The organism is Microbacterium sp. BE35, assembly GCF_031457705.1.
In the GTDB taxonomy this organism is placed as follows: domain Bacteria; phylum Actinomycetota; class Actinomycetes; order Actinomycetales; family Microbacteriaceae; genus Microbacterium; species Microbacterium trichothecenolyticum.
The window spans coordinates 131766-157369 of the sequence record NZ_JAVDXD010000004.1 but is presented as its reverse complement, the minus strand read 5'-3'; the positions used below and the strand labels follow the sequence as shown (position 1 = coordinate 157369).

The 25604-nt window shown below is 70.0% G+C and carries 28 protein-coding genes; 16 read left to right on the top strand and 12 right to left on the bottom strand.

Going from position 1 to position 25604, the window contains the following annotated elements; all coding sequences use genetic code 11:
* Positions 1–29 precede the first annotated feature (29 nt).
* Complete coding sequence (lnt, locus tag J2Y46_RS14550) at positions 30–1586, top strand: apolipoprotein N-acyltransferase (protein ID WP_310243276.1); 1557 nt, start codon at positions 30–32, stop codon at positions 1584–1586.
* Between the two features lie 24 nt (positions 1587–1610).
* Here the strand turns inward: lnt and J2Y46_RS14545 are convergent, their stop codons facing one another.
* The 4 genes from J2Y46_RS14545 to J2Y46_RS14530 all read right to left on the bottom strand — a co-directional run bounded on the left by J2Y46_RS14545 (position 1611) and on the right by J2Y46_RS14530 (position 4383).
* A complete protein-coding gene (locus J2Y46_RS14545) occupies positions 1611–1994 on the bottom strand; it encodes an RNA polymerase-binding protein RbpA (protein WP_045302382.1) in 384 nt (127 codons plus the stop codon).
* 126 nt (positions 1995–2120) lie between these two features.
* Positions 2121–2909 (bottom strand): glycerophosphodiester phosphodiesterase family protein, encoded by a 789-nt coding sequence (locus tag J2Y46_RS14540; RefSeq protein ID WP_310243274.1) that lies wholly within the window; start codon positions 2907–2909, stop codon positions 2121–2123.
* Complete coding sequence (locus tag J2Y46_RS14535; RefSeq protein WP_045302387.1) at positions 2906–3892, bottom strand: SPFH domain-containing protein; 987 nt, start codon at positions 3890–3892, stop codon at positions 2906–2908. Before J2Y46_RS14535 ends, J2Y46_RS14540 begins: the two co-directional genes overlap by 4 nt.
* Positions 3889–4383: an NfeD family protein gene (locus J2Y46_RS14530; protein ID WP_045302389.1), complete on the bottom strand. Its 495-nt coding sequence runs from the start codon at positions 4381–4383 to the stop codon at positions 3889–3891. The genes J2Y46_RS14535 and J2Y46_RS14530 overlap by 4 nt, the downstream gene beginning before the upstream one ends.
* A 42-nt stretch (positions 4384–4425) precedes the next feature.
* Here J2Y46_RS14530 and J2Y46_RS14525 point away from each other — a divergent pair, with 42 nt between their 5' ends.
* Both J2Y46_RS14525 and J2Y46_RS14520 read left to right on the top strand, forming a co-directional pair.
* A complete protein-coding gene (locus J2Y46_RS14525; RefSeq protein WP_045302391.1) occupies positions 4426–5199 on the top strand; it encodes an SDR family oxidoreductase in 774 nt (257 codons plus the stop codon).
* A 4-nt stretch (positions 5200–5203) separates the two neighbouring features.
* A complete protein-coding gene (locus J2Y46_RS14520; RefSeq protein ID WP_310243271.1) occupies positions 5204–7183 on the top strand; it encodes a S9 family peptidase in 1980 nt (659 codons plus the stop codon).
* Positions 7184–7251: 68 nt separating this feature from the next.
* Here the strand turns inward: J2Y46_RS14520 and J2Y46_RS14515 are convergent, their stop codons facing one another.
* Positions 7252–7809, bottom strand: a complete 558-nt coding sequence (locus tag J2Y46_RS14515) for an HdeD family acid-resistance protein (protein ID WP_045302396.1) — start codon at positions 7807–7809, stop codon at positions 7252–7254.
* A 187-nt stretch (positions 7810–7996) separates the two neighbouring features.
* Here J2Y46_RS14515 and J2Y46_RS14510 point away from each other — a divergent pair, with 187 nt between their 5' ends.
* The 3 genes from J2Y46_RS14510 to J2Y46_RS14500 are packed head-to-tail and all read left to right on the top strand — an operon-like array spanning position 7997 to position 9581.
* A complete protein-coding gene (locus J2Y46_RS14510; RefSeq protein WP_045302398.1) occupies positions 7997–8590 on the top strand; it encodes a sulfite oxidase-like oxidoreductase in 594 nt (197 codons plus the stop codon).
* Positions 8587–9312 carry a ferredoxin reductase gene (locus J2Y46_RS14505; protein ID WP_310243268.1) on the top strand — a complete coding sequence of 242 codons (726 nt, stop codon included), beginning with the start codon at positions 8587–8589 and terminating at the stop codon, positions 9310–9312. The genes J2Y46_RS14510 and J2Y46_RS14505 overlap by 4 nt, the downstream gene beginning before the upstream one ends.
* Complete coding sequence (locus J2Y46_RS14500; protein ID WP_045302402.1) at positions 9312–9581, top strand: DUF6510 family protein; 270 nt, start codon at positions 9312–9314, stop codon at positions 9579–9581. The genes J2Y46_RS14505 and J2Y46_RS14500 overlap by 1 nt, the downstream gene beginning before the upstream one ends.
* A gap of 14 nt (positions 9582–9595) precedes the next feature.
* Here the strand turns inward: J2Y46_RS14500 and J2Y46_RS14495 are convergent, their stop codons facing one another.
* Complete coding sequence (locus tag J2Y46_RS14495) at positions 9596–10516, bottom strand: AEC family transporter (RefSeq protein WP_045302404.1); 921 nt, start codon at positions 10514–10516, stop codon at positions 9596–9598.
* Between the two features lie 89 nt (positions 10517–10605).
* Here J2Y46_RS14495 and J2Y46_RS14490 point away from each other — a divergent pair, with 89 nt between their 5' ends.
* The 5 genes from J2Y46_RS14490 (at position 10606) to J2Y46_RS14470 (ending at position 16842) form a co-directional block, all read left to right on the top strand.
* Positions 10606–11055: a pyridoxamine 5'-phosphate oxidase family protein gene (locus tag J2Y46_RS14490; protein WP_310243265.1), complete on the top strand. Its 450-nt coding sequence runs from the start codon at positions 10606–10608 to the stop codon at positions 11053–11055.
* A 122-nt stretch (positions 11056–11177) separates the two neighbouring features.
* The gene (locus J2Y46_RS14485) at positions 11178–12605 is read left to right on the top strand and encodes an anaerobic C4-dicarboxylate transporter family protein (protein WP_310243263.1); all 1428 of its coding nucleotides are present in this window, start codon (positions 11178–11180) and stop codon (positions 12603–12605) included.
* A gap of 53 nt (positions 12606–12658) precedes the next feature.
* Complete coding sequence (locus tag J2Y46_RS14480) at positions 12659–14002, top strand: M20/M25/M40 family metallo-hydrolase (protein ID WP_310243261.1); 1344 nt, start codon at positions 12659–12661, stop codon at positions 14000–14002.
* Between the two features lie 523 nt (positions 14003–14525).
* On the top strand, positions 14526–15890 hold the full coding sequence (locus J2Y46_RS14475; protein WP_310243260.1) for a DUF222 domain-containing protein: 1365 nt from the start codon (positions 14526–14528) through the stop codon (positions 15888–15890).
* An 85-nt stretch (positions 15891–15975) separates the two neighbouring features.
* Positions 15976–16842: an AraC family transcriptional regulator gene (locus J2Y46_RS14470; RefSeq protein ID WP_310243259.1), complete on the top strand. Its 867-nt coding sequence runs from the start codon at positions 15976–15978 to the stop codon at positions 16840–16842.
* Positions 16843–16866: 24 nt separating this feature from the next.
* Here J2Y46_RS14470 and J2Y46_RS14465 read toward each other — a convergent pair whose 3' ends face one another.
* The gene (locus J2Y46_RS14465; protein WP_310243257.1) at positions 16867–17433 is read right to left on the bottom strand and encodes a TetR/AcrR family transcriptional regulator; all 567 of its coding nucleotides are present in this window, start codon (positions 17431–17433) and stop codon (positions 16867–16869) included.
* Between the two features lie 84 nt (positions 17434–17517).
* Here J2Y46_RS14465 and J2Y46_RS14460 point away from each other — a divergent pair, with 84 nt between their 5' ends.
* Positions 17518–18228 carry a GNAT family protein gene (locus tag J2Y46_RS14460; RefSeq protein ID WP_310243255.1) on the top strand — a complete coding sequence of 237 codons (711 nt, stop codon included), beginning with the start codon at positions 17518–17520 and terminating at the stop codon, positions 18226–18228.
* Positions 18229–18278: 50 nt separating this feature from the next.
* On the opposite strand, the gene J2Y46_RS14455 is transcribed toward J2Y46_RS14460, so the two are convergent.
* On the bottom strand, positions 18279–18542 hold the full coding sequence (locus tag J2Y46_RS14455; RefSeq protein ID WP_045302415.1) for a DUF6458 family protein: 264 nt from the start codon (positions 18540–18542) through the stop codon (positions 18279–18281).
* A 264-nt stretch (positions 18543–18806) separates the two neighbouring features.
* On the opposite strand from J2Y46_RS14455, the gene J2Y46_RS14450 reads away from it, so the two are divergent.
* From J2Y46_RS14450 to J2Y46_RS14440, 3 genes are all read left to right on the top strand, one after another.
* Complete coding sequence (locus tag J2Y46_RS14450; protein WP_310243253.1) at positions 18807–20096, top strand: MFS transporter; 1290 nt, start codon at positions 18807–18809, stop codon at positions 20094–20096.
* A gap of 77 nt (positions 20097–20173) precedes the next feature.
* A complete protein-coding gene (locus J2Y46_RS14445) occupies positions 20174–21088 on the top strand; it encodes a pseudouridine-5'-phosphate glycosidase (RefSeq protein ID WP_211255972.1) in 915 nt (304 codons plus the stop codon).
* Complete coding sequence (locus tag J2Y46_RS14440) at positions 21088–21924, top strand: carbohydrate kinase family protein (RefSeq protein ID WP_310243251.1); 837 nt, start codon at positions 21088–21090, stop codon at positions 21922–21924. Before J2Y46_RS14445 ends, J2Y46_RS14440 begins: the two co-directional genes overlap by 1 nt.
* 6 nt (positions 21925–21930) lie before the next feature.
* On the opposite strand, the gene J2Y46_RS14435 is transcribed toward J2Y46_RS14440, so the two are convergent.
* The gene (locus tag J2Y46_RS14435; RefSeq protein ID WP_310243249.1) at positions 21931–22377 is read right to left on the bottom strand and encodes an SRPBCC domain-containing protein; all 447 of its coding nucleotides are present in this window, start codon (positions 22375–22377) and stop codon (positions 21931–21933) included.
* Positions 22370–22759, bottom strand: a complete 390-nt coding sequence (locus J2Y46_RS14430) for a helix-turn-helix transcriptional regulator (RefSeq protein WP_045302423.1) — start codon at positions 22757–22759, stop codon at positions 22370–22372. The genes J2Y46_RS14435 and J2Y46_RS14430 overlap by 8 nt, the downstream gene beginning before the upstream one ends.
* 90 nt (positions 22760–22849) lie before the next feature.
* Here J2Y46_RS14430 and J2Y46_RS14425 point away from each other — a divergent pair, with 90 nt between their 5' ends.
* A complete protein-coding gene (locus J2Y46_RS14425) occupies positions 22850–23419 on the top strand; it encodes a dihydrofolate reductase family protein (protein ID WP_045302425.1) in 570 nt (189 codons plus the stop codon).
* 4 nt (positions 23420–23423) lie between these two features.
* Here the strand turns inward: J2Y46_RS14425 and J2Y46_RS14420 are convergent, their stop codons facing one another.
* Together J2Y46_RS14420 and J2Y46_RS14415 are read right to left on the bottom strand one after the other, a co-directional pair.
* Positions 23424–24185, bottom strand: a complete 762-nt coding sequence (locus J2Y46_RS14420; RefSeq protein WP_045302427.1) for an SGNH/GDSL hydrolase family protein — start codon at positions 24183–24185, stop codon at positions 23424–23426.
* A 42-nt stretch (positions 24186–24227) separates the two neighbouring features.
* On the bottom strand, positions 24228–25580 hold the full coding sequence (locus tag J2Y46_RS14415; protein WP_310243245.1) for an MFS transporter: 1353 nt from the start codon (positions 25578–25580) through the stop codon (positions 24228–24230).
* Between the last annotated feature and the right edge of the window lie 24 nt (positions 25581–25604).

Below are 25604 nucleotides of genomic sequence, written 5' to 3'. Positions count from 1 at the left end.
TGGCCGTTCCGCTCGCTTAGGCTGATCCCGTGCCACCTCGCCCGATCTTCCCGCTGTGGGCGGCGGTCCCCCTCTCGGTGCTGGCCGGAGTGCTGTTCGACCTGGCCTTCCCCTCGGTCGCGTGGTGGCCGATGGCCTTCGTGTCGGTCGCGCTGGCGCTCCTGACGCTCATCGGGCGGCGGGCGGGGGGAGCGTTCCTGACCGGGCTCGCCTACGGTCTCGCGTTCTATCTGCTCAACGTCGACTTCACCGCCGAGTGGGTGGGGCCGCTTCCGTGGCTCGCGCTCTCGGTCCTCGAAGCGCTGTTCGTCGCGGGCGGAGCGGTGCTCATCTCGCTGGCCTATCGCTGGGTGCCGCAGGTCGTTCCCCGCCGCGGGCGGATTCTGCTGACTGCGGTGCTCGTCGCGGGGCTGTGGACCGCGAAAGAGGCGATCATCGGCGGTTTCCCGTATGGAGGATTCCCCTGGGGGCGCGTCGGCACCTCCCAGGTCAACGGCCCGTTCGCCGAGGTCGTCTCGTGGACCGGCACCGCCGGGCTCACCTTCCTCATCGTCGCGCTCGTCGCCGCCGCGGTGGAACTCGTCAGATCTCCGCGGCGGGCGCGGGGTGGCGGCATCCGTCCCTTCCTCCCGGTCGGTGTGCTCGCCCTCGTCGCGACCGCGCTCGTGGTCGTTCCCGCGTGGGCGACGACTCCCGCGGGCTCGATGCGCGTCGCGAGCGTGCAGGGGAACGGCCCCGCCGGCTACTTCGACGAGCGCGAGGCCGGAGACATCCTGGCCTCGCAGTACGACGCGACGACGCCGCTGTTCGGCGCTGACGACGTCGACGTCGTGCTCTGGCCGGAGGGGAGCGTGGATGTCGACCCCGCCGGGTCGCCCGTCGTCGCAGCCGCCCTCGACCGCGTGGTCAGGCAGGTGGGCGCGCCGCTGATCGCCAACCGCATCGACAAGCGCGGCGACGAGTACTTCAACATGTCGTTCCTCTGGCGCGAGGGCACCGGCATCGAGCAGACCTACGACAAGCGCAATCCGGTGCCGTTCGGCGAATACGTGCCGGACCGGGAGTTCTACGCGTCCATCGCCCCCGATCTCATCGGGATGATCGGCCGCGACTACACGCCCGGTACGACGCCTCCGGTGTTCGACGTCGACGGCACCCTCGTCGGGCTCGCCATCTGCTTCGACGTCATCTACGACGCGCTCGTCTGGGAGGGTGCTCGCGACGGTGCGCGCGTCTACCTCTTCCAGACGAACAACGCCGACTTCCGGGGCACCGACGAGAACCTGCAGCAGCTCGCGGTCGCGCGGCTGCGCGCGATCGAGACGGGCCGCTCCGTCGTCAACCTGTCGACGGTGGGCACGAGTCAGGTGATCGCGCCCGACGGATCCACGATCGACGGACTCCCGGCCGATGAACCGGGACACATGCTCACCGACGTGCCCCTGCGGACGGGTCTCACGCCCGCCGTCCTCATCGGGTCGTCGCTGAACGCGCTGCTGTCATGGGGCAGCGTGATCGTGCTCGCAGGGCTCGGCATCATCGTGCGGCGCCGCTCCCGCGGGCACGCGAAAACGCCGGCCCCGTAGGGCCGGCGTCGCGCGAAGCGCGGGTCAGGCGCTGAGCTTGTCCACCGTCACGGCCTCGCCGGCGCCGCGGCGGGCGCGGACGTAAGCGAGGCGCTCCTCGAGCAGCTCTTCCAGCTCGGGGATCGTGCGGCGCTCCAGGAGCATGTCCCAGTGGCTGCGAGGCGTCTTGTCGCCGGAGTGGTCGACGGTCGCGGTGCCGTCGCCGACCCGCAGCAGCGCCTCGGCACCGCACGTGCGGCACTCCCAGGCGGGCGGAACCTCGGCGTCGGCCGCGAAGGTCAAAGTCGTGTCACGTCCACACGACGTGCACGAGTAGATGTGCTGTGCGCGCTCATGGAACACGACGCCCTCTTCGCTCTGTAGGCTCTGGGCGCCGAGTCGGATGCCGCGCAGGCTGCGGTCTGCCATTTTGTGGTCCTCTCGTCGCTGTACAGGTATAACGAAGTGACCTGAGCGGATCATCCGAAGGGGCCCTGTTCATCGACCTTTCACAGTCGATGCACAGGGGGAGATGCGGACCGTTACCACCCCATGTTAGGCGAGGGCGGCGAGCGCGACGTCCGCGCGGTCGGTGACGATGCCGTCGACGCCCATCTCGACCAGCCTGACCATGTCGTCGGGGGCGTTCACGGTCCACACGTGCACCTCGACGTCGTGCCGGTGCGCCGCCGCGACGAGCCGAGGTGTGACGATGCGCAGGCGGCCTTGCCGCTCGGGGACCTGGAGCGCGTCGACCCCGGCCAGAGCCCGCGCGACCAGCCGATCCGAGCGCGCCGACACGGCGGCCAGCACGCGTCCGATGGTGCCGCGGCCACCGGAGGTGGCGGGACGGATGCTGCGCCCCGACGCCTCGCCCACGGCCCGCGCCGCGCCCAGCGCGGCGCGGCGCCGTTCGTCCGAGAAGCTCGTCACGAGCACCCGGTCGGCGAACGGCGCGATCGCGGTGCCGACGGCGGTCGCGGCATCCGTCGCCTTCACGTCGAGGTTGAACCTCACGGTCGGGAAGGCGTTCAGGGCCTGCGCCAGCGTGATGATCCCACCCCGCGCTGCCATCAGGTGCTCGAGCTCGCGCACCGTCACATCGGAGATCCGCCGCGGGTCGCCGGTCACGCGCGACAGGTCGTCGTCGTGGAACAGGACGACGACACCGTCCGCGGTGCGGTGGCAGTCCGACTCGACATAGTGCGCGCCGGCCGAGTGCGCCGCGGCGACCGCGGCGAAGGAGTTCTCGACGATGCCGGCGCGGGCGGCATCGGGCGTGACCAGGCCCCGGTGGGCGAGGACGCGCGGCGTCGCGACGCCCTCGAACCAGGGGTGGGTCACGGGGTGGGCGGGGTGACAGCGGGCGGCGGTCCGCCGGGCGCGGGTCCTCCTGCGGCAGACGCGCGACCCTTGGCCGCGGCATCCGTCATCACGCCCGCGAAGGAGCCCGTCAGGCCCTTGAGCGCCTCGGTGAACTCGCTCGGGATGATCCAGAGCTTGCTCGATGCGCTGTCGGCGATCTTCGGGAGCGTCTGCAGGTACTGGTACGCCAGCAGCTTGTCGTCGGGGTTGCCGGAGTGGATGGCGTCGAACACGGTCTGGATCGCTTCGGCCTCACCCTGGGCGCGGAGGACAGCGGCCTGCTTGTCGCCCTCGGCCTTGAGGATCTCGGCCTGCCTTCGGCCCTCGGCCTCGAGGATCTGGGACTGCTTGGAGCCCTCCGCGGTGAGGATCGTGGCGCGCCGCTCGCGCTCGGCGCGCATCTGCTTCTCCATCGAGTCCTGGATCGAGTGCGGCGGATCGATGGCCTTGAGCTCGACGCGGGAGACACGGATGCCCCATTTGCCGGTGGCCTCGTCGAGGACCACGCGCAGCTGGCCGTTGATGTTGTCGCGGCTCGTCAGCGCTTCCTCGAGGTTCAGCCCGCCGACGACGTTGCGGAGGGTGGTCGTCGTCAACTGCTCGACGGCGCCCAGGTAGTTCGCGATCTCGTACGTCGCTGCGCGGGCGTCGGTCACCTGGAAGTAGACGACGGTGTCGATCGAGACGACGAGGTTGTCCTCGGTGATCACCGGCTGCGGCGGGAACGACACGACCTGCTCGCGCATGTCGAGCAGTGGTCGCAGGCGGTCGATGAAAGGGACGAGCAGGTTCAGCCCGGGGGTGAGCGTCTTGTGGTACCGGCCCAGGCGCTCGACGACGCCGGCGCTGGCCTGCGGGATGATCCGGATGGACCGGAAGATGACGACGAGCACGAAGATGAAGACGGCGATCGCGAGGATCCACCCGATCGCCGTGGGGATGGCCGAGGTGAAGTCGTTCATGCGAGCGGGTCCTCCGGTGCGGGGGTGAGCGGGTCGGGGGAGTCGGAGCGGACGATCGCGGTCGCGCCGTCGATGCGGCTGACGCGCACCCGGGCTCCGGGCTCGAGGTCGCCGGCCTCGGAGCGCGCGGTCCAGACGTCGCCGTTGGCGAGTTTGACCTGACCGCCATGCGCGCCGACCGACGAGACGACCGTGCCGCCCAGGCCGATGAGGGCGTCGACGTTCGACGGCGTCGGATCCTCTCCGCGGCGCAATCGTCGCAGCAGAGGCGGACGCAGCAGGAGAACGAGGGCGGCGGCGACGCCGGCGGCGATGATCACCTGGAGCCAGATCGGAGCGCCGAGCAGGTCGGTGACCAGGCCCGCGAGTCCGCCGATGCTGAGCATCAGGAATGTGAAGTCGAGCGTCAGCATCTCGATCACGAGGAAGACCAGGATCAGCACGAGCCAGCCGATCCATGCCCACTGTTCGACGACCTCGATGAGCTCCACGGTGCGCCTCCTCAGCTCGAACCTAGCAGGTAGGGTCTACACGTGACTCAGACTCTGACCCCGCTTCCCGAGAGCTCGCTGAGCGGCAAGACCGCCCTCGTGACGGGTTCGTCCCGCGGCATCGGCGCCGACACGGCCCGCTACCTCGCACAGGCCGGAGCGAACGTCGTCATCAACTACCGCAACAAGGCTCCGCGCGCCGAGAAGCTCGCCGGCGAGCTGCGCGAGCTGGGCGTCCAGGTGCTCGTGGTCGGTGCCGACCTCACCGATCCCGCCTCGGTCCAGGCGATGTTCGACGAGGTCGCGAGCACGTTCGGCTCGCTCGAGATCCTCGTGCTCAACGCGTCGGGCGGCATGGAGTCGGGCATGGCCGAGGATTACGCGCTCCTGCTTAACCGCGACGCGCAGGTGAACGTGCTCGAGACCGCGCTGCCCCTGCTCGGCGACGGCTCGCGCGTCGTGTTCGTCACGAGCCACCAGGCCCACTTCATCCGCACGACCCCGACGATGCCGGAGTATGAGCCGGTCGCGCTGTCCAAGCGCGCCGGCGAGGACGCCCTGCGCGAGCGCATCCCCGCTCTCACCGAGCGCGGTGTCGAGTTCGTCGTCGTCTCCGGCGACATGATCGAGGGCACCATCACGGCGACGCTGCTCGAGCGGGCCAACCCGGGCGCGATCGCCGCCCGCCGTGAGGACGCGGGCAAGCTCTACAACGTGTCGGAGTTCGCCGCCGAGGTCGCGCAGGCGGCGCTGGACCCGGTGCCGGCCGACAACACCCGACTCGTCGGCGACGTCTCGTCGTTCGGGACGGAGTGAGCCGATGAAGGCGAACGACATCGAGACCCTCGTCTCGGTCGGGCGTCCCGAGATCGCCGCCGACGGCTCGTTCGCCGTCTTCGCGACCTCGCGCCCGGACATCGCTGCCAACCGCAACGTCGGCCAGGTGTGGCGCGTCGATCTGCCCGACGGCACGCCGCGCCGTCTCACGCGCGGCACCGCCGACGGCGCCCCGAAGCTCTCGCCCGACGCGACGCGCATCGCGTTCGTGCGCGGCGACGCCAAGGGCAAGCCGCAGGTGCACGTGGTCGCCGCGGCCGGCGGCGAGCCGGTGCAGGCGACCGACGCGGTGCTGGGCGTCGAGGACTTCGCCTGGTCGCCCGACGGCGCGAGCATCGCATTCGTCGCGCGCGTGCCCGAGAAGGGCCGCTACGGCAGCGTGGAGGGATTGGATGCCGCGGCCGAGGCGCCGCGGCACATCACCGGCGTGCGCTGGCACGCGAACGGCCTCGGCTACATCGGCGACCGCCCCGCCCACGTCTTCGTGATCGCCGCTCCCGCAGTGGACGCCGAGCCGTTCTACGAGCCCGCATCCGCGGTGCGCCCCGATGACGAGACGCCGCCCAAGAAGACGCTGGTCGCCGCCGAGGCGCGCCAGCTGACGGAGGGCGCGGCATCCCACGGCGGGGTCGTCTTCACCGCCGACGGACGCGAGATCCTCACCGTCCCCGACGAGATCGAGTCGGACCGTCGTGATCTGCGCGACCGCATCATCGCCCTCGCGGTGGACGGTTCCGGGCAGCGCGAGGTGCTCGGAACCGATGCGGGCATCGCGATCTACGAAGCGGTCGTCTCGCCGGACGGCACGATCGCCCTCCTCGCGCACGAGGTCGGCGACGGCGTGGACTTCATCGCCCCCGGCGTCGGACTGTGGCTCGTCGGGCACAGCGGCGCCAGGCGCGTCACCGACGCCGATGCGCTGAACCTCGGCGAGGGGCACCTTCGGGTGGACGGCGAGGGCTTCCTCGTGCAGGATGCCGCACGCGGTCGCGTGCGACTCCTGCGGGTCACGCGTGACGGCGGGGTCACAGAGCTCCTCGGCGGAGACGTCGAGGTCGGCGGTCACGCCACCGGTGGCGGCCGCATCGTGGCAGCGGTGTCCCAGCCCGACTCGTTCGGCGAACTCGTGCTCATCGAGGACGGTGCCGCGCGGACGCTGACCGCGTTCGGGGCTCGGGCCGCAGCATCCGGCATCGCCCTTCCGCGGGAGCTGACGGTCACCGCTCGCGACGGCTACCCGGTGCACGGGTGGGTCGCGACGCCGGAGGGCGAGGGTCCGTTCCCGGTCATCCTGCAGATCCACGGCGGACCCTTCGCCTCGTACGGGGTGCACCTGTTCGACGAGACGCAGGTGCTGGTCGATGCGGGCTACGCCGTCGTCTACTCCAATCCCCGCGGATCCGCGGGCTACGGGCGGGCGCATGGGCGCAGCATCCGTCAGCAGATGGGCACCGTCGACTTCGCCGACGTCATCGACTTCCTCGAGGGGGCGATCGCGGACGACACGCGCCTGGACGGAGAACGGGTCGGCGTGCAGGGCGGCTCGTACGGCGGATACCTCACCGCGTGGGTCATCGCGCACGACCACCGGTTCGCCGGGGCGATCGTGGAGCGCGGCTTCCTCGAGCCGCTCTCGTTCCAGGGAACGAGCGACATCGGCTCGTTCTTCGGCGACGAGTACGTCGGCGTCTCGGTGGAGGACATCGCGCGGCAGAGCCCCATGGCCGTTGTCGACCAGGTCACGACCCCGACCCTGGTCATGCACTCCGAGCTCGATTTCCGCTGCCCGCTGGAGCAGGCGACGCGTTACTACTCGGCGCTCAAGCGCCAGGGGACCGAGGCCGAACTGCTGGTGTTCCCCGGAGAGAACCACGAGCTCACGCGGGCCGGTCAGCCGCGGCACCGCGTCCAGCGCTTCGACGCGGTGTTGGACTGGTGGAACCGGCACCTGCCGGTCGGCTGATCCGATCACAGGCACGAGTCGGCCCCGGGAGCTTCCGCTCCCGGGGCCGATGACGTTTCCGTCGCGGATCAGATGTCGCCCTTGAAGGTGAAGGCGCGGACGACGTTGATCACACCGAGCACGACCAGCGAGATGCCGAGGATCCACCAGAGGATCGCGACACCCCAGACCGGCGCGAAGAGCACGACGATACCGGCGATGATGCTCAGGATGGCGAAGAAGATCGACCAGCCCTTCGACGACGCGTCGCCGAGCGTCGACAGCGCCACGATGCCTTCGACGATCCACATGATTCCGATGAGGATGCCGAGGAACAGCGCGAGCCACGCGGTGGTCTGACCGAGGTTGAAGAGGGCGACGACACCGGCGATGATGAACAGGATGCCGAGCGCGATGTGGCCGACGCGAGCCCAGCCGCCCTTGGTCTTCGAGAAGATCCCGAGACCGGCGTAGACCAGGCCGGCGGCGATCGCGTAGATCGCGATGATCGCGGTGATGACCGCGGCGGTCTTGCCCGGCCAGACCAGGATCAGGATGCCGACGATGATGGCGAGGACGCCGCCGACGCCGAGCGCCGTGCGGATTCCGTTGACGGCCGACTTCTCGGCTTCGGATGCAGTGGACATGAGGGGCCTTTCTGAGAGTTCCCTGTACGTGGTGCGGCTAAAGCTTAGACCCCACATCGAACTTGCAAGCGACCGTGAAACGTGTGTTGCCCGATGCCCATCGCCTTCGCGGCCCGCAGCGCGCTAGCGTGAGCGTGCGTGACCGTGAGCGTGCGCGCCCGGTGTGGCGTGCAGGAGGAGGGTTTCGATGGCCGTCGTGTCGAGAGGATTCGGAGCGCGTCGCCGCGAGAGCGATCCGCGACTGCCGCCCGGGCAGTACCTGACGGAGGACTTCCCGGTGCTGTCGGCCGGGCCGACGCCGCGGATAGAGCAGGACGACTGGCGCTTCGGCATCCGCACCGAGGGTGGCGACGCGGTCTCGTGGACGTGGGACGAGTTCATGGCCCTGCCGATCGAGGACGTCGACACCGACATCCACTGCGTGACGCGATGGTCGAAGCTCGGCACGTCCTGGCGCGGCGTGTCGCTGGACACTCTGCTCGACACGGTCGAGACCGACGCCGAGTACGCGATGGCGCACTCCTACGGCGGCTACACGACCAACGTGCCGATGGAGGACCTGCTCGGCGGCAAGGCGTGGGTCGCGTTCGAGTTCGAGGGCGAGCCGCTCGACCCCGAGCACGGCGGGCCGGCACGGCTGCTTGTGCCGCACCTGTACTTCTGGAAGAGCGCCAAGTGGGTGCGCGGGCTCACGCTCATGCAGGACGACGAGCCCGGATTCTGGGAGCAGAACGGCTACAACATGCACGGCGATCCGTGGACCGAGGAGCGGTATTGGTGACGGTCGGCGGCTGGCGGCCCGGCCGCGTCGTCGAGGCGCTGCCCGCGACACCCTCGGCGCGCATCCTGCGCCTTCAGGTCCCGGGGTGGCCGGGCAACACGGCGGGCCAGCACGTCGACATCCGGCTCACCGCGGAGGACGGCTACCAGGCGGTGCGGTCGTATTCGCTCGGCTCGTACGGCCCTGCCGAGACGATCGAGCTGGCGATCGACGAGATCCCCGACGGTGAGGTGTCGCCGTATCTCGTGGAGGACGTGCTGCCCGGAGACGAACTCGAGGTCAAGGGACCCCTCGGGGGCTACTTCGTGTGGCGACCCGGGGGAGAGGCGCCCGTGCAGCTCATCGCCGGCGGGTCGGGCATCGTGCCGCTGATGGCGATGGTGCGGGCTGCGACGGATGCCGGGGCTGCAGCATCCGTCCGTCTGCTCTACTCCGTCCGCACCGCGGCAGACGCGATATATCGCGATGAGCTCGATGGGCTGGCCGGAAACGGGGGAGTGGGGGTCACGTGGCGGTACACCCGCGCGGCGCCCGACGGGTGGACGGATCCGGTCGGGCGGCTGGACGACGACGCACTGCGCGCCGCGACCTGGGAGCCGGGGCGGGAGCCGATCGTGTACGTGTGCGGACCCACGGGGTTCGTCGAGCACGTCGCCGACGCGCTCGTCGGGTTGGGCCATCCGGCCGCCCGGATCAGGACCGAACGCTTCGGAGGTGCATGATGCGTGCCGAGAACGCCGCGAGCGTCGTCGACGGCAATGCCGCGGCAGGGATGCTGTGGGACGTGTTCGACGCGGACGTCACCGCGCTGGTGGGCGTGTGCGGCGGCTGCGGCGATGCCTCACCGGTCGCCGCGGCCGTCGTGGAACTCGACGAGACGGCGGCGATCGTCCGCTGCCGAGCCTGCACCCACACGCTCTTCACGGTGCTGCGCGACGGGGACGGGACGCGGCTCGTGCTGGGCATGCTGCACGAGATCGTGCGTCCGTAGCCCGGCGAGGCGGATCAGCCGAGCAGCAGCGTGACCAGGATCAGCACCGGAACGCAGCCGATCGTCGTGAGGAACACGGTGTCGCGCGAGATCGTCTCTCCGACGTCGTACCGCTGCGAGTAGTTGAACACGTTCTGCGCTGTCGGGAGCGCGGCGAGCACCGTCACGATGAGCACGTCGTGCGCCGAGAGGCCGAACACGAACTCGGCGACCGCCCAGGCGATCACCGGCATCGCGATGAGCTTGAGGGTCGTCGCGAGGACGATGTCGCGTCGGCGCCCCGACGCGCCGAGCACGCGCTGCCCGTGCAGCGAGATGCCGTAGGCGATCAGGAGGATCGGCACGCACGCGTTCGCGATGAGCATCGCCGGCTCCATCACGACCGGCGGCAGTTCGATCCCCAGCACGGAGACGAGTGTGCCCAGCACCGAGCCCACCACGATCGGGTTGGTCGCCACCCGGACCACGGCCCGCCAGAGGGATGCGCGCGCGGTGGTGACGGCATCCAGGATCGCCATCGTGATCGGGGTGAACACAAGCAGCTGCATGAGGATCACCGGCGCGGGATACGCTGCGCTGCCGAGGAGATACAGCGACAGCGGGATGCCGATGTTGTTCGAGTTGACCTGACCCGCGCTGAGGGCGCCGATCACGGTGTCGCCGGCGGAGCGCCGCCAGATGAGACGGGCGACGACCGCGTAGACGAGGATGACCGCCACGGCCGCGATCGCCGACACCGGGAGGAGCGCCGAGAACAGCGTGTGGACGTCGGCCTGCGCCAGCACCACGAACAGCAGGAACGGCGAGAGCACGAAGAAGGTCAGGCGCGCGAGCACGGGACGTGCGTGCTCGCCGAGCAGGTCGATGCGACCGAGGATCCACCCCACAAGGATCGCCACGCCCACCACGACGAACCCGGTGAGCGACTCCAGCATGCTTCGAGCCTAGGAAATCGTTCTCTGGGGAGCGAATCGCGCGTCACCGTCTGACAGACTGACTCCCGCCGAAATCAAGGGAGCAACGGATGCCTGAACCCCGTGACCGCGTCACCCGCAAGGCCGATCTGCTCACGGCGCTGACTGCTCCGGCGGCTGACGTCTGGGTGGCGACGGCATCTCCCGGGGCGGCACCGCATCTCGTGCCGCTGTCGCTGGCGTGGATCGGGGACCAGGCCGTCATCGCACTGGAGGGCCGCTCGGTGACGGCGCGCAACCTCGGGGCGTCCGGGGTCGCGCGCCTCGCGGTCGGCCCGACGCGCGATGTCGCGATGATCGACGTCGTGCTCGAGCGGTCGACGGGAGTGGACGACGACGCATCGCTCGGCGAGGCCTATGCGGCGCAGGCCGACTGGGACCCGCGCGGGCTGCCCGGGTACGTCTTCCTCGTGCTGCGACCGACGCGGATACAGGCCTGGCGCGAGTCGAACGAGCTGGCCGGCCGCGTGCTCATGCGGGACGGCGACTGGGTCATCTGATCCACACCGCTCAGCGGGTCGCGGTTGGCCTGAGTGACGGAGGACACTTCCTGCGATTCTCTCGACGCGCGTGCCGCGCGTCGCTATCGTCGGCGCCAAGGGCAGTCGACTCGGGGGTTTCGATGGAGACAGTGATCGTCATCCTGCAGGCCTGTGTCGTGATCGGCGCGATCGTCATGGGCGTGCGCACGGGCGGGATCGGACTGGGGCTCTGGGGTGTCGTCGGCACCGCAATCCTGGTCTTCGTCTTCCGACTCGAGCCGGGCTCGCCGCCGGTGGACGCGTTCTTCATCATCATCGCGGTGATCACGGCGTCGTCCGCGATGCAGGCCGCCGGCGGCATCGACTACCTCGTCGCGATCGCCTCGAAGATCATCCAGCGCAATCCCGCCCGGCTGACCTTCGTCGCGCCGCTCGTCGCCTTCGTGTTCACCGTGCTCTCGGGAACCTCGAACATCTTCTTCGCCCTGATCCCGGTGATCTACGAGACCGCCTACCGCAACGGGCAGCGGCCCGAACGCGCTCTCGCGGCGTCGACCGTGACCTCCGGCCTCGGCATCACCGCGAGCCCCGTGTCTGCGGCGATGGCGGCCTATCTCGTGCTCATGGACGGCACCGGGTACGGCCTGCCGCAGATACTGGCGGTGACGGTGCCGGCGGCGATCGTCGCGTGCATCGCGACCTCGTTCGTCCAGCAGCGCATCGGCAAGAACCTGCTCGACGACCCCGTGTTCCTCGCGCGCGTCGAGCAGGGCACGGTCGAGGTGCCGGCGCCGCTCAAGGCCGCATACGCCGCGAAGGTCGGCGGCAGCGCAGGCGCGGGTACGTCGAGCCTCGGCGCCCCCGTCGGCGGAGCGGTCGAGAAGGCGGGGCCCGTCGATCACCCCGTGCCTCCGGGCGGGGCGACGGCGGCGTGGATCTTCATCGCCGGCACGCTGCTGGTCGTGATGCTCGGCCTGTTCCCCTCGCTGCGACCGGCGTTCCCGAACGATGACGGCGAGCTCGTGCCGATCGGGATGTCGCCGGTCATCGAGATGGTGATGTTCACGGTCGCCCTCGTGATCATCCTCGTGCGCAAGGTCAAGCCGTCGGTCGTGGTCGAGCAGCCGCTGCTGCGTGCCGGTTATGTCGCCGCTGTCGCGCTGTTCGGCATCGCGTGGATGGCCGACACCTTCATCTCGGCCAATGAGGAGACCATCATCGAGCCGCTGGGAAAGATGATCGAATCCAACCCGCTCCTGCTCGCGGTCGCGCTGTTCCTCATGGCCGGTCTCACGACCAGTCAATCCGCCACGACGAACACCCTGATACCGATCGCGCTCGCCGCCGGGCTCGCGCCGGGAGTGATCACGGCGATGTGGCCGTCGCTCATCGGCGTCTGGCTGTTCCCGGCGAACGGCTCGCAGATCGCGTCGGTCGAGACCGACCAGACCGGCTCGACGAAGCTCACCCAGGTGCCTGTCTGGCACTCCTTCACGATCCCGATGCTCGTGTCCTGGGTGGCCGTCGTGGCATCGGGTCTGCTCATCCAGCTCATCATCCCGGCGTGAACCGCCGGGTCCACGGCGTCTGAGAGCGCGTCCGCGCGCGGAGAGGGGCAAGCATGTCTGACACGAACGAGATCGCGGAGGGCGCCGCCGCGCTCATGCCCGAAGTGATCGATCGCCTCGAGACCCTGGTGCGGATCCCTTCTGTGGCCTTCCCGGGCTTCGATCCCGAGCCCGTTCACGAGATGGGTCGAGCCGTGGTCGAGCTCTTCGAAGCGGCCGGCGCGAAGGGCGTGTCGCTCGTCGAGGTCCCTGATGGATATCCCTGCGTTTTCGCCGACCTTCCCGGACCCGCGGGGTCGCCGACGGTGCTGCTCTACGCCCACTACGACGTGCAGCCGGCGCCCGACAGCCAGCGGTGGTCCACCCCGCCGTTCGAACCGGTCAGGAAGGAGGACGGGCGCATCTACGGCCGCGGCGCCGCCGACGACAAATCCGGGCTCGTCATCCACTACGCGACCCTCAAGCTGCTCGGCGCCGACCGGCCGTGCCGGGTGAAGATCCTCGTCGAGGGGGAGGAGGAGACGATCTCGCACCTCGAAGCCTTCGTCGAGGCGAACCCCGAGAAGTTCGCGGCGGACGCGTACGTCATCGCGGACATCGGTCCCCAGGCGCCGGGTCGGCCAGGGCTCACCACGGCACTCCGCGGCGATGTCGCGTGCACCGTCACGGTGCGGACGCTCGCGAACCCGGTGCATTCGGGGGAGTTCGGGGGAGCCGCGCCCGACGCCCTCACCGCGATGATCCGCATCCTCGACTCGCTGCACGATGAGAACGGCGACACGGTGATCCCGGGCGTCGGCAGCGGCCACTGGGACGGCGCGGAGATGGACGAGGACGTGTACCGCGGCGGGTCGGCGATCCTGCCCGGCGTGGAGTTCCTCGGCACCGGCTCGCTGTCGGACCGCATCTGGGCGAAGCCGTCGGTCACCGTCCTCGGCATGGACGTGCCGAACACGACCGAGGCGTCGAACGTGCTGCTGAACGAGGTGAAGGCGAAGCTGTCGATGCGCATCATCCCGGGTTCCGACGGCGACGCCCAGCTGGAGGCGCTCATGGCGCACCTCCGTTCACAGCGGCCCTGGAACGCCGAGGTGGTCGTCGAGAAGGTCAAGGTGGGGCATCCGTTCGCCGTCGACGAGTCGCACCCGGCGATCGTCGCCGCAGAGGACGCGTTGCGCGAGGCGTACGGCGCCGACGTGGAGCCCATCGGCAGCGGCGCGTCGATCCCGCTCGTGGCGTCGTTCAAGAAGATCGCTCCCGACGCGGCCATCGTGCTGTGGGGCGCCGAGGACACCGCGTACGCGCGCATCCACGCGTCCGACGAATCGGTCGATCCGAAGGAGATCGAGCGGATGATCGTCGCCCAGACGCTGTTCATCCGCGAATTCGCCGGATGAGGGCGGATGCTGCGACCCGCGGCGTGCGACGGAACTACAGCGTTGTAACGCCATCGGGGAAAGTCATCCGGTTGACTCTGTGGCTTCGCGCGGCGGTCGAGCGCGCGACGCGGAACGTATGGGGCGAACCTCTGTGAAGGACCCCTTCCGGGAACCCCTTCTGGAACGAGGGTCCGGAAGGGGTTCCTTCTGCGCTGCTTCCTGATCGCGCCGATAATGCACATTATGTCAACTCGCCCGGAGACCGCGGGACGCGGGAATCTCACGGGCTCCCCTGAAATACCTATTGAGCCGGGACTGTGAGATCGACTTCGTCGGCGTTCAGCTTGCGGTGTCGTGTGCACGCGTTGGATGCGGACGACACAGCGAGTGTCACGGGCGCCGTCGTCCCCACATGCTGGAAGCACGCGACGCGACGCAGAGTCTCTCCGGCCGGCCTGTTCGGCGCGACCGTGTGCCGCATCTTCGATCGAAGATCACGTTGGGGCTATGCAGAATCGAAGATAAGTACTAAACTCGATTCATGGAAGCCCTCTCGCCGACCGTTGGCCATGTGGGCCATGCGTTCGTGCTCAGGGAGTTGTTCGGGGACGCGGAGTCAGCGCAGTTCGAGATGAACCGGCGTGCGGCGCGGCAGAGCGAGCATCTCGCCGAGGTACTCGACTTCGCGCGCGCACATCCTGAGCTGTACGTGAACGTGGACTTCGATCCGCGCCTGGCCGGAGGGTTTCCATCGCTCGGCGGCGATGCCACGCTGGCGGAGCGGTGCGCAGCTCTCGAGGCGTCGTCGCGGCTGCGCCTCACGGAGGGCGAAGTGCGGTCGTCGGCGGCCGTGGCGCAGCGGGCGCTCGCGCAACTCCCCCGCGTTTGGCAGGCCGCGCGCGATGGGCTGATATCGATCGCGCATGTGAAGGCCGTACTCGCCCAGATGCCGCTGATCGAGAGCGTGCCCGATGCGAGCGGCGGGTTCGATGAGCTGATGCGCGATATCGCCGTGTCGTCCACGGTCAGCGGCACCCGCCGGCAGGCTCGCCAGGTCGCCGACCGGCTGACGGCGTGCACCCGCACGCAGCGGCACGCAGCCGCCTTCGCTCGACGCACGGTGTACGTCGAGGACGTCGCCGACGGCATGTCGTGGGTATACGCGATGGTCACAACAGATCGTGCACACGCTTTCGACCGCGAACTCTCGCTGACGGCGAAGCAGATGCCTGCGGTCGAGCGCAACGGTCGCACGACGGGGCAGATCCGTGCGGATCTGTTCGCTGAAATGTTGATCGGCGGCGACGTCACTCGAGTGAAGTCAAAGGTGCTCGTGACTGTTCCATTCGACCGGCTCGCTCCCGCGGCGAGGGCGAGCGTGCGCGTCCCGGCGACCTCCACCGGGGTGGCGGGTCTGGATCTGAACAGTGACTGCCTGATCCCCGGAATCGGAACGATCGACGATGCCACCGCCCGGCAGCTGCTGCTCGACGCCGGCGCATTCACAAGGGTGATCACCGAGCCGGTGACCGGCGTCATCCTCGATATGGACCGCCGATCCCGCAAGGCCACCCCTGCGCAACGAGAGTGGCTGGCTCTGGTGCATGGCACGTGCGCACGCGACGGCTGCGACCGCCTCGCGATCGACGGAGACATCGATCACCACTGCGCCTATCACGGTCCTGGTCGCGGCGTGACCGACATTGCGAACCTCGATCCGCTGTGCGACCCCGACCACGCGCTGAAAGACACCACGCTGCTCCGGCATCAGAGGCGGGAGGACGGCAGCATCGAGGTTGATTTTCCCAGCGGGCATCACACCACGAACCCGTTCGCGGGTCTGCGAGAACGCGTCCGCGCGTTGCTCGAGCGGATCGCAGAACCGCCGGAGAACCCGCCCTTCTGACGTCCGGTGCGGCACGATCGAATCGAACCGCGATAGTCGGGCGCCTCCGTGCGCGCCCGACGAGGCTGGTGTGGAGGGAGGAACCGTGATCGCGATTCTCAACCGGGTGATCGAGGTCGCCGAAGCCGACTTGTCGGACGACGTCGACCTCGCCGGGCTCGCCGCGAGCCTCGGCACCACCGAGTACCACGTGCGTCGCATGTTCTCGTCGCTGGCGGGCATGCCGCTTTCGGAGTACATCCGGCGTCGGCGAATGACGGTCGCGGCTGCCGATGTGCTCGGCGACGGCGAGATGCTCGACACCGCGGTGCGCCATGGCTACGGCTCCACCGAGGCGTTCGGTCGTGCGTTCCGGGCGGTGCACGGTGCGAGCCCCGCTGATGTGCGCCGCGACGGCGGTCCCCTTCGATCGCAACCGCAGCTCAGGTTCCGCCTGACCGTAGAAGGGAACACACCCATGGACACCCGTATCGCCGACCGACCGGCCTTCCTGCTGATCGGTCATGCCGCACGCGTGCCTCTCATCCACGAAGGCGTCAATCCGCACATCCAGGCCCACATCGTCTCTCTGTCCGTCACCGAGCACGCCCGGCTCAAGGAGCTGAGCAGCACCGAGCCGGCTGGGCTGCTGCAGGTGAGCGCCGACGTGGACGCCGACTACACCGAGGGAAGCGAATTGACCTACCTCCACGGCGTCGCGGTCGGTGAGGACGTCTCCCCGCCCGATGATCTCGATGTGATCGAGGTTCCGGCCGGCGCGTGGGCGGTCTTCCGCACGGAAGGCCCATACCCCGCCGCACTTCAATCGACCTGGGCCGCAACGGCGAGCGAATGGTTCCCTTCCAACCCCTGGCGACTGCGCCCGGGCCCGTCCATCGTGGCGGTGCTCGACCGCTCCCCCGACTTCAGTACCGCGACGTGCGAGCTCTGGCTTCCGGTCGAGCGCGAGTAGGGCCGGGTCGAACTCCGGCTGGGTTCAGAGAGAGGCTGCGAGGATCGACTCGACGACTTCTCGCACCGCTTCGTGATCCGGAAGGGCGCCCGATGCCCCCGCGGACAGGAGATAGGCGCTGCCTGCGAGCGCCAACGCCAGAACGGGAACGTCGGCGTCCTCCCGGATCCAGCCGACCTCGCGCCCCGCGGCGAGGACGTCGGCGACAGCCGTCGTCGCATCGCCCAGGAGCGGAATGCCGGGCGAGCCATCCCCGACGCGCCGCCGCACGCTGGCGCGGCCGATGACGAGGCTCACGAGCCCGAGCATCGTCGAGGTGAAGGTCTGCTCGATCACATCCGTCGTCGCCGCCGCGGCGGAGTCCGCCACACGCGGCTCGATCGCCTGGATGCGAACGGCCTCGCCCGCGACCAATGCCGCGACGTACGCATCGAAGTCTTCGAAGTGGCGGTGCAGGACACCCTTCGCGACGCCGGACTTCTCGGTCACCGACCTGCTGGTGAGCGCGGCAGCGCCGTGCGTCGCGAGAACATCTCGTCCTGCGTCCAGCAAGACTCCGCGGGCGTCCTGAAGCGCATGACCGGTCGGCATTCCACTCCTAATGGGCAATCGCCCATCAATAATGGGCGCATGGTCACTCTATCTCCTGATTCAGCCGTCTGGCAGACTTCCGGGATGCCGCACACCGACGCGCTCGCCCGGCTCTGGCCCGCCTCGGCGGTGTCGGTGCGTGCGGGCGACCTCGAGCTCCGCTGGATCGACGACGCACTCCTCGTGCAGCTCGCGGAACTGGCGGGTCGAGGCATCCATGATCCTGAGATGATGCCGTTCGATCACCCGTGGTCGCGAGGCGCAGCCGACGATGTGGCGCGGAGCGTGCTGTCGTTCCAATGGGGCATCCGAGGCCGCGTCTCCCCCGATGCGTTCGTGCTCGAGCTCGCGGTCCTGCACGACGGCATCCCCGCCGGCGTTCAGGGTCTGACGGCGAATGAGTGGCCGGTGCTGCGCCGTGTCACGACAGGATCGTGGCTGGGGCGCGCTCACCAGGGGCGCGGGATCGGCACCCGTATGCGCATGCTCGCCCTGCATCTCGCTTTCGAGGGCCTCGGGGCGCGCGAGGCGACGACGGGCGCCTTCGTCGACAACGGTCCGTCCAACGCCGTGTCACGGCGTGTGGGCTACGAGTCAGACGGCGCCTTGAATGTGGCTCGCGAAGGCGTCGCCGTGCTGCACAACCGCTTCGTGATGTCGCGCGAGCGCTGGGGGTCTCTTCGCGGCGATCATGCCGCGACCCTCGGCGCGCCCATCGAGATGCGTGGCGTCGAAGCGTTCCGAGCGTCGATACAGGCGACCGCCGACCCTGACGATCAGCACGCCTCGCCCTGAAACGATTCCGGCCGCGGGCGCCGCAGCGCCCGCGGCCGGAGAGCCGTTGTTCAGAGTCCGGCGGCGTCGTCCGTCGTGCTCGTGCTCCGGCGTGTGACCTGCTCGTTGACGGTGGGGTCGACGGCGGTCCGTGTGACGGTCTCCGTGCGGCGGCGACGGGCCATCAGCACGATGCCGACCAGGAAGATGACGGCTCCGGCACCCATGAGGATGTAGCCGATCATGTCGAGATTCACCCACTCGACCTCCACGTTCACCGCGAACGCGAGGATCGCTCCGATGGCGAAGAGGGCGATGCCTGCTCCGATACTCATGCGAGGTGTCCTTTCCGGGGCGCGGCGAGGGCCCTCCCCTGTATCGGGACGAATGGTCCCGCGCTTACGCTCCCGCATCCCCAGCTGAATCCGGGAGGGGGTTGACAGGAGACGGATGCTGCCGCAAAGGCGCTGCTCGGCTCCCCCGCCGGACGGCCCGGTGAATGGGCGGGCGCGAGCGGCAGCATCCGTCGCGGTGACTACTGTGGAAGGGTGCACAGTCTGTCCCGCCCTCGCGCGACGGGGCCGGGAGCATATGCCTGGGTGATCTGGACCGTCGGCGTCGCCGCGTACGTCCTCGCGATCACGAACCGCTCGTCGCTGAGCGCCGTGGGCGTGGACGCCGCGGCGCGCTTCGACGCGGACGCTGCGACGCTGTCGATGTTCGCGGTGGTGCAGCTCGCGGTGTACGGCGGGATGCAGATCCCGATCGGCGTCCTTCTCGACCGATATGGCGCGCGGCCGATCATGACGGTCGGGATGCTGCTGATGGCGGTGGGACAGCTGACCATGGCGATCTCCCCCAGCGTCGGTGTGGCGATCCTCGCGCGCATGCTGCTGGGCGCCGGAGATGCGGCGGTCTTTCCCGGTGTGCTGCGACTCATCGCGACGTGGTTTCCCGCGCAGCGCGGCCCGATCATGGTGCAGCTCACCGGCATCGTGGGCCAGGCGGGACAGCTGGTTGCGCTGATCCCGCTCGCGGCGCTGCTGCACGCCACCAGCTGGACCATCACGTTCGGCAGCATCGCCGGGCTCGGCGTGCTGTTCGCGATCCTCGTCTTCCTGCTCATCCGCAACCACCCGCCCGACCGCGACGAGGACGTCTCGGTGGACACCGACACCGGCGCGATCCGGGTCGTGACGTCGTCGATCGACACCGGGGTCGGCATCCGTGCGGCCTGGGCGCACCCGGGTACCCGCTTGGCGTTCTGGTCGCACTTCACGACGCCGTTCGCGGGTACCGCGTTCGTGCTGCTGTGGGGCATGCCCTTCCTCACTGCGGGCGAGGGGCGCACGACGGCCGAGGCCGCGTCGATCATGTCGCTGTACGTCGTGGTGGGCATGGCGCTCGGGCCGATCATGGGCGAGCTGTCGCGCCGCATCCCCCACCTGCGCTCGCGGGCGCTCGTGCTGCCCACCGTCGCCGTGCAGGCGGTCGCCTGGCTCGTCGTGATCGCCTACCCGGGGCCAGCGCCGCTGTGGCTCCTGCTCGCACTCGCTGTCGCCCTGGCGACCGGCGGACCCGCGTCGATGATCGCGTTCGACCACGCCCGCACGCACAATCCGTCGCACCGCCTCAGCACCGCGACCGGGGTGACGAACGCGGGCGGTTTCCTCGCGGCGCTCCTCGCGATCCTCCTCATCGGCCTCGCGCTCGACCTCCAGGGTGCGGGAACGCCCGCGACCTATAACCTCGATGCCTTCCGTCTCGCGTTCCTCATGCAGGTGCCGCTCTGGGCGCTCGGCAGCGTCTTCATCGTCATCGAGCGCAAGCGCACGCGCATCCGCCTCGGAATGGATCCGCCCCGCGCGCGGCGCCGCCCGCGCGGCTGACCCCGCGGGTCGCGGCATCCGCTCGATACTGTGTCCTTGTCCGGCTCGGACGAACTGCCTGGATCGAAAGGGTGCCCGTGTCCGATCCCCTCGTCATCGCTCGGGAGGTGCGCGACGCCGTCGCCTCGGGCGATCCCGTGCTCGCGCTCGAGTCCACGATCTTCACGCACGGCCTGCCGCGGCCGCGCAATCTGACGGTCGCCCTCGAAGCCGAGGCCCGCGTCCGCGCACTCGGCGTCGTGCCGGCGACGATCGGCCTGGTCGACGGACGCCCCACCGTGGGCCTGTCGCCCGACGAGATCGAGCGCCTCTCGACCGCCGACGGCGTCGTGAAGGCGAGCGTGCGCGACGTTCCCGTCGCCGTGGTCAAGGGGCTCAGCGCGGGCACGACCGTCGCCGCGACCGCGCACCTCGCGGCGCGGGCGGGCGTGCGCGTGTTCTCGACCGGCGGCCTCGGCGGAGTGCACCGGGGTGCCGCGCAGACCTTCGACGAGTCCGCCGACCTGCCGACCCTCGCCGGGCTTCCGCTCGTGGTCGTGAGTGCGGGCGTCAAGTCGATCCTCGACATCGCGCTGACCCTCGAACGGCTCGAGACGCTGAACCTCGCCGTAGTCGGCTACCGCACCACCGACTACCCCGGCTTCTACGTCGGCGACTCGGGCTACGACGTGGAGTACTCGGTGGACTCCCCCGCCGAGATCGCCGCGATCGCGCGCACCCGTGACGCGCTGGGCATCTCGTCGACACTGCTGGTCGCGAACCCCGTCGCCGCCGATCGCCAGCTCGACCCGGCGTTGCACGACGACGTACTGACGCGGGCGCTCGCCGCGGCCGCCGCGGAGGGCGTGTCGGGCCACGACACCACACCGTTCCTGCTCGATTTCTTCCAGCGCGAGACGGCAGGGCGCAGCCTCGAGGTGAACGTCGCGGTGTACCGCGGCAACGTCGACCTCGGCGCCCGTATCGCGCGGGCGCTCGCCGGCGACGCCTGATGCTCGTCGTCATCGGCGACCTCGTCGCCGACCTCATCGTCCTCGGCGGCGCGACGCTCGAGCGCGGCACCGACAACCCCGCCGAAGTGCGTCTCACGCGGGGCGGAAGCGCCGCGAACGTCGCGGTCGCGGCTGCGACGCAGCATCCGTCCCGCTTCATCGGCCGTGTCGGCGACGACACGCTGGCCGTCGCGCTCGTCGCCGCGCTCGAAGCCGCCGGCGTCGACGTCCAGGTGCAGCGGCACGGCCGCACGGGCTCGATCGTGGTGCTCGTCGACGCCGTGGGCGAGCGCACCATGATCAGCGACCGTGGCGCGGCAGCCGAGCTCGATCGCATCGATCCGGCGTGGACCGCCGACGCCGACTGGGTGCACCTGCCGCTTTACGGCTTCGCGTCGCCCCTCTCCGCGCGGGCGGTGACGGATGCTGCGACCCGCGCGGCTGCGGGGGGCGCCCGCGTGAGTCTCGACCTGTCGAGTGTCGCGATGATGCGCACGCTGGGCGGCGAGCGGCTGCGTCGCCTGCTGGCGGAGCTCGAGCCCGATGTCGTCTTCGCGAACGCCGACGAGGCGGCCGCAGCGGACGAGCTCGGGGTCGCGCCGGCCGGCGTGTACGTGGTCAAGCGCGGCGCGGAGCCCGTGCTCGTCTCCGCGGACGGCGAGACGACCGCGGTGCCCGTCGACAGAGTCGACGACGTGGTCGACTCGACGGGCGCAGGCGACGCCTTCGCAGCGGGCTACATCGTGGCGGCGCTGGCCGGCGTCGACTCACGCGAGAGCGCCCGGGCGGGCAGCGTGCTCGCGATGAGCGCGCTGCGCCGCCCGGGCGCGCTGTGACGGCGTTCAGGCGCTCTGGAGGCTCTCCAGCACGCGCTCGATGTCGTCGATGAATGAGCTGTACCCGGCGATCGTCGCGGCGACCTGCTCGTCGGAGAAGTCGCTTCGGTCCTGGCGGATGGTGAGCACGGTGCCTTCGCCGGCCTCTTCCAGGTCGAAGAGCACGGGCAGCCCCGCGTCGTCGCCGGGCTGGTCGGTGAGCGTCATCGCGAGGTGCGAGGGCGGCTCGACGACCTTGTACTCCCCGGCCCAGTCGATCCGGTTGCCGTCGGGCAGCAGCATCACGGCGCGGAAGGCGCCGCCGGGACGCACGTCCATCGTGAGGCTGTCCTGAGGCACCTCGACGGCCGCGGTGCCGAACCACACGGCGAAGTGCTCGGGCTTGGTCAGGGTCTCGAAGACCAGCTCCCGGGGAGCCTGCAGGGTGCGGGTGACGGTGAAGTACTCAGTCATGGTCGTTCTCCTTCTCGGTGGGTGCGGCGGGGCCGCCGGTCGGTGTCGTGCGGGGAGCGCCCAGCTGCTGCAGGGCGTTGAGGTACTGCTCGAGGGCGCCGAGGCTGTCCTCCCAGAACTGCGCATAGCCCCCGATCCAGACGGATGCTGCCGCCAGGGGTCGCGCGTCGAGCCGGGCCGGTCGGTACTGGGCGTTTCGGCCACGGGTCACGAGCCCCGCTCCCTCGAGGACGCGGAGGTGCTTCGACACGGCGGCGAACGTCATGTCGAACGGCTCGGCGAGCTCCCCCACCGTCGCCTCGCCCTGGCTCAGCCGCGCGAGCATCGCGCGACGAGTGGGGTCGGCGAGTGCCGCGAAGGTGCGGCTCAGTGCGTCGGTCATCTCGCCTCCTGTATTCAACTATTCGGTACTGTACTACTCGGTTGAATATGTCGTCAAGCCTTTGTCCGAGATGCGCGCTACGGTGACCGCATGCCTCGCGTCGTCTTCTACACCGCCACCACGCTCAACGGCTTCCTCGCCGACGAGCACGACTCATTGGAGTGGCTCTTCGCCGCACCGGGCGGCGAGGGTGGCGACGACGACTTCCAGCGGTTCCTGGCGGGCATCGGCGTGCTGGTGCAGGGTTCGTCGACCTACCGGTGGGTGCTCGAGCACGAGGACCTCGTCGCGCACCCCGAGAAGTGGCCGTCCTACTACGGCGACCGCCCCACCTGGGTGTTCACGAGCAAGCAGCAGCCCGTGGTCGCGGGCGTCGACATCCGGTTCGTCTCCGGCGACGTCCGCGAGGCGTGGCCGCAGATCCGCGATTCGGCGGGCGATGGCGATGTGTGGATCGTCGGCGGCGGCGACCTCGCCGGCCAGTTCGCCGACGCGGGCCTCCTCGACGAGATCCGCGTCTCGATCGCGCCCGCCACGCTGCCGTCGGGCAAGCCGCTCCTCCCCCGCAGCATCGGTGCCGACCGGCTGCGGCTCACCGCGGTGCGGCAGGCAGGTGCCTTCGCCGAACTCACCTACGCGGTGACCGGTGGCGCCGAATGAGCGCCTACCAGCCGGCCGGGGCGATCTCGGTCCACTGACCGAACTTCGGTTCGCGGCCGTCGCCGGATGACGTCCCCGTCAGCCGCCGCCGCACCCACGGGCCGACGTGCTCGCGGTAGTAGGCCGCGCCACGGGGTCCCATCGGGGGCAGTGGCGGCTGTGACCACCACTCCGGCACCGGCTCGACACCGAGCGAGCTCAGCACGCGCGCGGCGACGCGATGGTGTCCGCGTGCGTTCATGTGCAGGCGGTCCTCGGACCAGTAGGGCGGCGTGGCCAGCTCCTCGTCGAACCAGTTGTACGCCTGCACGACGTCGGTGCGCGCGGCGAGGCGTGCCTCGACGGCGTACGACAGAAGGTCGCCGCGTCGCTGGATCACGCGCTTCAGCGGCAGCTGGGCCGTCGGATTCGCCCCCGAGAGCACGATGAGCTGGACACCCTCCTCGTCGCAGCGGCGCAGCACCGTCTCGAAGGCCGCGAGCACCTGAGCGACGCTGGTGCGCGGACGCAGCATGTCGTTGCCGCCGCCGTTGAACGACAGGTGCGTCGGCTTGAGCGCGAGCGCCGGCTCGAGCTGCTGCTCGACGATCGGCCAGACGAGCTTGCCGCGGATCGCGAGGTTCGCGTACTCGACCGGCTGATCGGTGGCGTTCGCCCAGCCCTGCGCCACGAGGTCGGCCCAGCCGCGCACGTGTCCGTCGGGGAGCTCGTCGCCCACACCCTCGGTGAAGGAGTCGCCGATCGCGACGTATCGAACGGATGCCACGGGCTCAAGCCTACGTCCGGCTCGACGTGCGACCGGCCGGCGTCACCGGTCGTCGAGCGCGACGCCGCGCCGATCCACGAGTCCCCAGGCCGCCGCCGCTGCCACCGCGAAGAAGACCGCGAACACCACGAACAGCACGGGCGCGCTGCCGGCGAAGAGCAGCGGAGGTACGACCAGCGGCGCCACGATCGACGCGATCCGCCCGACGCCGGCCGCCCAGCCCGAGCCTGTCGCGCGCAGCGACGTCGGGTACATCTCTGGGGTCACCGCATACAGTGCACCCCACGCGCCGAGGTTGAAGAACGACAGCGCCATACCGGCCGCGATGACGGCGCCTGCTCCGGTGGCGGTGCCGAAGAAGATCGCCGACACCGCCGAACCCACGAGGAAGACCGAGAGCGTCGCCCGGCGCCCCCACACCTCGATCAGCCACGCCGCCACCGCGTAGCCGGGCAGCTGTGCGAGCGTGATGATCAGGGTGAAGCCGAACGACCGCACGAGGTCGTACCCCTGCGCCACGAGGATCGACGGGATCCAGATGAACGCGCCGTAGTACGAGAAGTTGACGCAGAACCACACCAGCCACAGGCAGGCCGTGCGGACGCGGAACTCGGCCGACCACAGACTGCCAAGTCGTTGCCCCAGCGACGTCGCGGCGGCAGGAGGAACCGCCGGCCGCCCCGACGCGGGTGCCGCTGCGGCGCCGGCGGCAGCCTCGAACGTGCGCACGACCGACTCCGCCTGACTGAAGCGCCCGCGCCGCTCGAGCCAGCGCGCCGACTCGGGAAGGCCCCAGCGCACGATGAGCGCGTACGCCGCGGGTATCGCGCCGAGCGCGAACGCCCAGCGCCAGCCGTTCTCCGATGCGGGGATCACGAAGTAGCCGACGAGCGCGGCCAGGGTCCACCCCACGGCCCAGAAGGCCTCGAGGATCACGATCAGGCGCCCGCGCATGCGCGCGGGAGCGAACTCGCTCACATAGGTGCTCGCGACCGGCAGCTCGGCGCCCAGCCCCAGCCCCACGAGGAACCGCAGCACGAGGAGTGCGGCGAGGCCGCCCACGAGCGCGCTCGCACCCGTTGCGACCCCGTACACGAGGAGGGTCAGCGCGAACACCTGACGCCGCCCGAACCGGTCCGCGAGGAGTCCGCCCACGCTCGCACCGATCGCCATGCCCACGAACCCGACCGAGGCGATCCAGCTCGCCTCGATCGGCGTCAGACTCCACTGCGCCGCGAGCGCCGCGATGATGAAGGAGATGAGCCCGACGTCCATCGCGTCCAGCGCCCACCCGATCCCCGATCCGGTGAGCACGCGCAGGTGCGTGCGGGTGAACGGCAGGCGGTCGAGACGCTGCGAGAGCGTCGACGACGCGCGGGTTGCGGCATCCGTCATAGCGTCATGCTACGGATGCCGGAA

Coding starts and splice junctions, on each gene's coding strand:
- J2Y46_RS14430 (WP_045302423.1), bottom strand. CDS start 22,759: ATGACCGACGCACTGAGCCGCACCTTCGCGGCACTCGCCGACCCCACT.
- J2Y46_RS14415 (WP_310243245.1), bottom strand. CDS start 25,580: ATGACGGATGCCGCAACCCGCGCGTCGTCGACGCTCTCGCAGCGTCTC.
- J2Y46_RS14460 (WP_310243255.1), top strand. CDS start 17,518: ATGCCGCACACCGACGCGCTCGCCCGGCTCTGGCCCGCCTCGGCGGTG.
- J2Y46_RS14435 (WP_310243249.1), bottom strand. CDS start 22,377: ATGACTGAGTACTTCACCGTCACCCGCACCCTGCAGGCTCCCCGGGAG.
- J2Y46_RS14440 (WP_310243251.1), top strand. CDS start 21,088: ATGCTCGTCGTCATCGGCGACCTCGTCGCCGACCTCATCGTCCTCGGC.
- J2Y46_RS14485 (WP_310243263.1), top strand. CDS start 11,178: ATGGAGACAGTGATCGTCATCCTGCAGGCCTGTGTCGTGATCGGCGCG.
- J2Y46_RS14535 (WP_045302387.1), bottom strand. CDS start 3,892: ATGAACGACTTCACCTCGGCCATCCCCACGGCGATCGGGTGGATCCTC.
- J2Y46_RS14520 (WP_310243271.1), top strand. CDS start 5,204: ATGAAGGCGAACGACATCGAGACCCTCGTCTCGGTCGGGCGTCCCGAG.
- J2Y46_RS14545 (WP_045302382.1), bottom strand. CDS start 1,994: ATGGCAGACCGCAGCCTGCGCGGCATCCGACTCGGCGCCCAGAGCCTA.
- J2Y46_RS14495 (WP_045302404.1), bottom strand. CDS start 10,516: ATGCTGGAGTCGCTCACCGGGTTCGTCGTGGTGGGCGTGGCGATCCTT.
- J2Y46_RS14475 (WP_310243260.1), top strand. CDS start 14,526: ATGGAAGCCCTCTCGCCGACCGTTGGCCATGTGGGCCATGCGTTCGTG.
- J2Y46_RS14480 (WP_310243261.1), top strand. CDS start 12,659: ATGTCTGACACGAACGAGATCGCGGAGGGCGCCGCCGCGCTCATGCCC.
- J2Y46_RS14425 (WP_045302425.1), top strand. CDS start 22,850: ATGCCTCGCGTCGTCTTCTACACCGCCACCACGCTCAACGGCTTCCTC.
- J2Y46_RS14465 (WP_310243257.1), bottom strand. CDS start 17,433: ATGCCGACCGGTCATGCGCTTCAGGACGCCCGCGGAGTCTTGCTGGAC.
- J2Y46_RS14510 (WP_045302398.1), top strand. CDS start 7,997: ATGGCCGTCGTGTCGAGAGGATTCGGAGCGCGTCGCCGCGAGAGCGAT.
- J2Y46_RS14515 (WP_045302396.1), bottom strand. CDS start 7,809: ATGTCCACTGCATCCGAAGCCGAGAAGTCGGCCGTCAACGGAATCCGC.
- J2Y46_RS14455 (WP_045302415.1), bottom strand. CDS start 18,542: ATGAGTATCGGAGCAGGCATCGCCCTCTTCGCCATCGGAGCGATCCTC.
- J2Y46_RS14490 (WP_310243265.1), top strand. CDS start 10,606: ATGCCTGAACCCCGTGACCGCGTCACCCGCAAGGCCGATCTGCTCACG.
- J2Y46_RS14500 (WP_045302402.1), top strand. CDS start 9,312: ATGCGTGCCGAGAACGCCGCGAGCGTCGTCGACGGCAATGCCGCGGCA.